Annotated in this window: 6 protein-coding genes; all 6 read left to right on the forward strand. The window is 52.7% G+C overall.

Translation table 11 applies throughout. The features are described 5' to 3' along the window. Positions 1-118 precede the first annotated feature (118 nt). Complete coding sequence (gene tilS / locus FJ146_15185; protein ID MBM4253312.1) at positions 119-1432, forward strand: tRNA lysidine(34) synthetase TilS; 1314 nt, start codon at positions 119-121, stop codon at positions 1430-1432. A 94-nt stretch (positions 1433-1526) separates the two neighbouring features. After that, positions 1527-3470, forward strand: coding sequence for an ATP-dependent zinc metalloprotease FtsH (gene hflB, locus FJ146_15190; GenBank protein MBM4253313.1), 1944 nt, complete (start codon positions 1527-1529; stop codon positions 3468-3470). A gap of 2 nt (positions 3471-3472) precedes the next feature. Beyond that, positions 3473-4303, forward strand: a complete 831-nt coding sequence (gene folP, locus FJ146_15195) for a dihydropteroate synthase (protein ID MBM4253314.1) — start codon at positions 3473-3475, stop codon at positions 4301-4303. Further along, a complete protein-coding gene (locus FJ146_15200; GenBank protein MBM4253315.1) occupies positions 4296-5132 on the forward strand; it encodes a TIGR00159 family protein in 837 nt (278 codons plus the stop codon). The genes folP and FJ146_15200 overlap by 8 nt, the downstream gene beginning before the upstream one ends. Beyond that, positions 5129-6064, forward strand: a complete 936-nt coding sequence (locus FJ146_15205) for a hypothetical protein (protein ID MBM4253316.1) — start codon at positions 5129-5131, stop codon at positions 6062-6064. The genes FJ146_15200 and FJ146_15205 overlap by 4 nt, the downstream gene beginning before the upstream one ends. Positions 6065-6085: 21 nt before the next feature. Then, positions 6086-6545, forward strand: a 460-nt coding sequence (gene glmM, locus FJ146_15210) for a phosphoglucosamine mutase (GenBank protein ID MBM4253317.1), incomplete at its 3' end; no start/stop codon positions are given.

Here is a 6545-nt window from a genome sequence, read left to right on the forward strand (position 1 = left end):
CAAAGTCACCAACGGCGTTTTGGCGCGGATCTTTAGTTTTTTGGTAAAAACGCAATTGGCAGGGATAAGCCTAAGGACCTTCGGGGAGTAGATTATAAAGACCAGTTTTATCGATCAGTTGGCGGCTTGGTCCGAGCTCAAAAAAGAGCTTAAGTCCAAGCGATTTCAGGGCGTTATGGTGTCGCTCTCGGGAGGCCCTGATTCGACAGCGTTATTACAGGGAATTTGGCAACTCTACCAAAACGAAAAATTTTTTGACTTGGGAGCCTACCACTGCGCCTATGGCCTGCGCGGGCAGGAGTCTAAAGATGATTTGGAGGCATGCCGTAAACTAGCTGAAGAGCGCGGAATACCTTTTGTTTTCAGAGAGATAACTGAAGAAGAGCGCAACGCACGCCACGGTGAGGGCATCCAAGAGTGGGCTCGCCGTATCCGTCGGGCAGATTATGAGCAACTGGCCCATGCCGGTTGGATCGTCGCATTGGGCCATCATTCCGATGATTTAGCTGAAACTGTGTTGCTTCGCATCGCAAGAGGGGCCAGTCCGGGCAAGCTCCTTGGGATGAAACCCTGGGATGCCCCAATTTGGCGCCCATTACTTCACTTTTCCAAAGATCAGCTGCGTGACTTCACGACTCGTGAGGGATTAACCTTCCGTGAGGACAGCAGTAATTTGCGAGATGATTACGCCAGGAACCGGTTGCGTCACCACGTTCTCCCGGTACTAGAAGAGCTATATCCTGGGGCCGCGGGGCGTATTGTGGCTTGTGCACTGGAGGCCCAGGCTCTTGAGGGGGCAGCCGCCCCGCGAGAAGACTCTGGCCCTGAAATGCCTCGGGATCATCATCTAGCCAGGCATCGCCTTGCTAGCCGCATAAAGGCGAGCGATACGGCCTCGAGGCAGCTGTCGCGCCGTCTGCTAGACGCGGCCTTGAGAGGCGAGAACCCCTGTCTCCCAGGCGGTGACGGACTGCGGGTCGGGCGCGATCTCTGTGTTGAATCCCTGGATGGCTTGACCAAAAGTGCGCGCAGTGACCAACATGCCCGAGCCCTAAATGGCCCAGCGAGGCGCCTGATCTTAGAGCCCGGCTCTCATGCTCATCTCACGACTGTCGAGGGAAAGTACGAGCTGCGTACCCCCAAGATTGGGGTTGCCACCCCGGCAGCCTCAATCGATCTATGCATTGGCTCGGATTCATGGCTGCAACCACTCGTACTTGCCGGTACTAGGCAGCGTTTAACTATGAAAAACCTAATGCAGCAATGGGGCGTGCCAGTTAAGCTGCGAGCAGAGTGGCGCAATTTGACAAGTCAGGGCAAGACGCTCGGTATCTTTGATGGGCAAAATTTTCACCCAGCAAATACGCTATTTCGTCAAAGCGGATGCAGTAAATTGGACGTCAATCTGCGATACTTAAAGGATGGAACCTAAGTGCGCCGTCCTCTTGTTTTAGCCCCGTACTATTCTCGTCGTAGGTATCAAGGAGCTGTCGATGGCTAAGCCTCCACAAAAGCAGAATCAACAAATGCGAGTCACCATGGCGTTTGCAGGACTTTTGGGCCTGCTGCTGTTGGTACACTTGATGGTCAAACCTCCGGAAGAGCCGAAGGTGCTCAAGTTTTCAGAGTTCATGGCAGCCGCTAGTTTGCCGGAAAGTGACCCGAATCACGTCGCTGAGGTGACTTTCAAAGAAAATGAAATCGCAGGTGTGCGCGTTGATAAAAGTACTTTTAAAACCTACGGGCCTAATGATGCAGATGTTCGCAAACAACTTGCGGATAAAGGTGTCAAAGTTAATTTCGAGCCGCCAGAGGAGATGAGTTGGTGGAAGACTCTTCTCATCAATTCGTTGCCATTAATTATCATCCTGTTCCTCTTCGTGTTTTTCATGAGACAACTGCAGATTGGTGGCGGCAAAGCCATGTCATTTGGCAAAAGCCGGGCAAAGCTACTTAATGAGAATCAAGCGCGCGTGACCTTCGAGGACATCGCGGGGATCGACGAAGCCAAGCAGGAGCTTGAGGAAATCATCGAGTTTCTGAAAGATCCAAAAAAATTCACCCGCCTTGGCGGCCGCATACCCAAGGGCGTACTACTCGTCGGTTCGCCGGGTACGGGCAAGACCGTGTTGGCGAAAGCCATCGCTGGCGAGGCCGGTGTGCCGTTCTTCTCGATCTCGGGTTCGGACTTTGTCGAGATGTTTGTCGGTGTCGGTGCCAGTCGTGTGCGCGACCTTTTTGACCAGGCTAAAAAACACGCCCCTTGCATCGTCTTCATCGACGAGATTGATGCGGTAGGACGCCACCGCGGTGCTGGTTTGGGTGGTGGGCATGACGAACGTGAACAAACCCTCAACCAATTACTCGTGGAAATGGACGGCTTTGAGGCCAACGAGGGTGTCATCATCATTGCTGCCACCAACCGTCCCGATGTGTTGGACCCAGCCCTCCTTCGTCCGGGCCGCTTTGACCGCCGCGTCGTTGTGCCTAAGCCTGATGTCAAAGGCCGCGAGGGCATCCTCAAGGTTCACACCCGCAAGTCTCCACTGGCCAAAGATGTCGATTTGCAAACCATCGCTCAAGGTACCCCTGGCTTCTCCGGTGCCGACCTGGAAAACCTCGTCAACGAGGCTGCTCTTATTGCTGCGCGCCAGGACTGCAAAGAAGTGTCGATGCCGCACTTTGAACTCGCTAAGGATAAGATCCTTATGGGTCCAGAGCGCAAAAGCATGATCATGAGCCTGGATGAGAAACGTAACACCGCCTACCACGAGGCCGGACACGCGATTGTCGGACTCTACATTGGTGGCGTTGACCCGGTTCATAAAGTCAGCATCATCCCTCGCGGTCAGGCACTGGGCGTCACGGTGATGCTCCCTGCCGAAGACCGCTACACTTTGACCAAAGAGTACGCCGAGGGCATGATCGCTTACGCTATGGGTGGACGTGCTGCTGAGGAGCTCATCTTCCGCAAGCAAACCACAGGCGCTGGAGACGACATCAATAAAGCTACCGACATTGCACGTAAAATGGTCTGCAATTGGGGAATGAGCGAAAAACTTGGGCCTTTATCTCTTGGCAAGGATCATGAGGAAGTATTTCTCGGCCGTGAGATCAACACAGCGCGCAATTTCTCAGAAAAAGTTGCGGAGGAGATCGATAGCGAGATTCACCGTCTAGTTACCTCGGGATACAAAAGAGCCATCACAATACTACGTGATAATCGCGATCAATTAGAGGCGCTGGCGGAGTCACTGCTGATCAAGGAGACTCTTGATCGCAGGCAAATCGATGATCTCATGACTGGGCACGCTGTTGTCACCGACGAGGAACGTAAGGCCTTTGAGGAGGCGCAAAAGAAGGCATCTGACAGTAAGAAACCTGTAGCTCGCGGCAGCAAAATAAGCGAGGGCAACGGCACTCAACTTGCCGAAGCGCCGACTATGTCTGCGCTGCCGCAGGGCACTTAACGGTGGCGGCTGCGGCGGCTGGGGCCGCTAGCCGCAAACCTCTCCTGATGGGCGTGGTCAATATCACGCCCGACTCCTTCTCGGATGGTGGCCGTAGCTTCGCTCCAGAAAAAGCTATGAGCCACATAGAGCGTCTGGTCAAAGAAGGTGCCGATATCGTCGATCTTGGTGCTGAATCTACACGTCCCGGTGCCACTGCCATTGACAAAAAAGAAGAGTGGTCTCGTCTTGAACCCGTCTTGAATCTTCTCTCTCGTGAGTCTCTCCCGGTCGCTCTTAGTATCGATACCCGCAAGCCAGAAATTATGATGCGAGCCGCTGATTACGGTGTCACTTGGTTTAATGATGTAGCTGGTCTTGCCGATATCAATGATTTAAGAAAACTCCTTAGATACTCAGGAATGCAATATATCGCGATGCACATGCCTATGACCCCTGACATTATGCACATGCACCCGCTCGGTCCACGGGCCGCACTAAGTGCCGTCGATAGCTTTTTCGCGGCGCGTTTAAGCACTGCTAGTGATGCAGGTTTCGACGCGGATTGTGTATGGCTCGATCCCGGAATCGGTTTCGGCAAGACCGACGCGGCCAATGCACAGCTCATGCAAAAGGTTGGAGATTGGTCCAATACGCATCAGGTCGCGGTCGGGGTCTCGCGCAAATCTCTGATCGGCCGAACCCTTGATATTACCACTCCTGAGGACCGCGACGCCCCGTCAAAGATGCTTGAGTTTGGTCTCATCATGCTTGGTGCAAGACTCGTGCGCACGCACCAAGTTGCTCCGTTGCGCCATTTGGTAAACCTCCTAACGGAGGCTCATCATGGTTGAAATTCTCGATCAGTTCGGGTTTTGGGCCGCCGTCGATATCGTCATTATTGCCTTTATCATCTATCACACCCTGCTCCTCATCAGAGGTACTAGGGCAGCCCAAATGCTCACGGGCATTCTCATCGTGGTGGCAACCTTTCTCCTATCCTCTATTGTGCCGCTAACCACGCTTAACTGGGTGATGAACAAGTTCTATTCGTCGTTCATTATCATCATCATCATATTGTTTCAGGACGACATAAGGCACGTTCTTAGCCGCATGGGCAAAAAGTCATTTATCCCCGGCTCAGACACTTTATCGTCGAGTCAGATCTTAGACGAAATTACGCGTGCTGCGGCAGCTCTCGCCAATAAGAGAATTGGTGCCCTTATCGTGCTCGAGAGAAATATCATCTTGTCGCGGTATGTTGAGGTGGGCACGCTCCTTGATGCGCGTGTCTCCAAGGAACTTCTACTCTCTATCTTCCATCCGTCGTCACCCATTCACGATGGTGCTGCCATTGTTCAGCGTGGGCGCATCTCAGCTGCTGGCTGTTTCTTGCCGCTTACGCGCGACGAAAATCTAGATCCTAACTGGGGTACCAGGCACCGGGCAGCAATAGGGATTTCGCAAGAAACCGACGCGATAGTCGTACTCGTATCTGAAGAGGGGGCCTCAATTTCCCTTGTGGTCGAGGGTAAGGTGTCGCGTAAGATGGAGCCTAAAGATCTCCGCAAGTCCCTTACTGATCTTCTTGCTGATGAACGCACCGGCGATGACCTAGACCAGGAGCCACGCAACGGTAGCGGTCTATTGAGATATTTTAAAGCCGGAGGACGCTACCGATGAAAACCGGCATTGTGAACTCCTTCCTCCGTAATTTTTGGTACAAAGTCTGGGCATTGCTGCTGGCATGCCTCTTTTGGTACATCGTCCAGGGCGAGGAGATCCTTGAGATCAATAGGCGCATTGTCGTTAACCTGAAAGTTCCCGACAACTACCTGATCACCGGCCCGGACACCTTGATTCTCGATGCGACTCTACGTGGATCGCGCGTCCTTCTCGGCGACTTCTCAACCCGACCACTCGAAGCGACCATCCGCATTCAAGAGGGCAAAACTGGTCAAATCCGTTACCGTATCGATCGCGAACACATAAAAAACTGGGACAATCGCATCAAGCTCACCGTACATGAGCCCTACATCACGATCAATGTGGATGAGAAAACCACAAAAAAAGTACCCGTACGTGAATTCCTAAAAGGTGTTCCGGCCGATGGTTACATCATTGAAAAGATCCAAATCAAACCGAATATGGTCACATTGACGGGACCAAAGTCAGAATTGGCCAAGGTGGAGGAGGTGCTAACCGCACCCGTTGACGTCACCAACCTATCGAGCTCAAAAAACTTTGAAGTCAAAGTTTCGTCGAAAGACCTAATTAAAACGGAGCTCTCCAGTGACAGCGTGACCGTGAGTCTCATGCTAGGGGAGCAGAAAATTAATAAAAAGTTTAATGCGGTGCCGGTCGTGGTGGTCGGAAGTGAGCAATCGACAAGTGTGACTCCAGCAGTTGTATCCATCATTATCCAGGGGACACCAGGAGTCCTGAGCTTTATTAATAAATCCGAACTCGAAGCCTTCGTGGATGCTCGTGACCTCCCACCTGGCAAAAAGTATAATCGGCCGATCCAGGTGAAGATTCCACCGGACACGGTCTTAATTGAAACCCAACCCCAAGCTGCTGCGGTCGAAGTTTTTAACTATAAGCGACCCAATTGAGCGGAATATTCGGGAGTATCGATGAAAAAGCTATTCGGCACCGACGGCGTTCGTGGCGAAGCCAACGTCTACCCAATCTCACCTGATCTTGTACTCAAACTTGGCCAGGCCATCGGCCTCTACTTCAAGAGCACCCATGCTCATCCACGCATACTCATCGGCAAGGACACACGGCTTAGTGGCTATATGCTCGAGCAGGCCTTAGCCTCGGGCATCTGCAGTGTCGGGGTTGATGCCCAATTTCTTGGGCCGCTCCCCACACCCGGGATTGCCTACCTAACGCGCGGACTGCGGGCATCAGCCGGAATTGTCATCTCGGCCTCGCATAATCCCTACAGTGACAACGGAATCAAGATATTCAGTGCCAATGGCTATAAGCTTCCTGACGAGGTTGAAGAAAAGCTTGAACTTATGCTCGAAGACCCTAGCCTTAGCGATAACCTACCGACGGGGTCGGGCATAGGCCGCGCCAAACGTATTG

This window comes from Deltaproteobacteria bacterium (assembly GCA_016874735.1).
In the GTDB taxonomy this organism is placed as follows: domain Bacteria; phylum Bdellovibrionota_B; class Oligoflexia; order Oligoflexales; family CAIYRB01; genus CAIYRB01.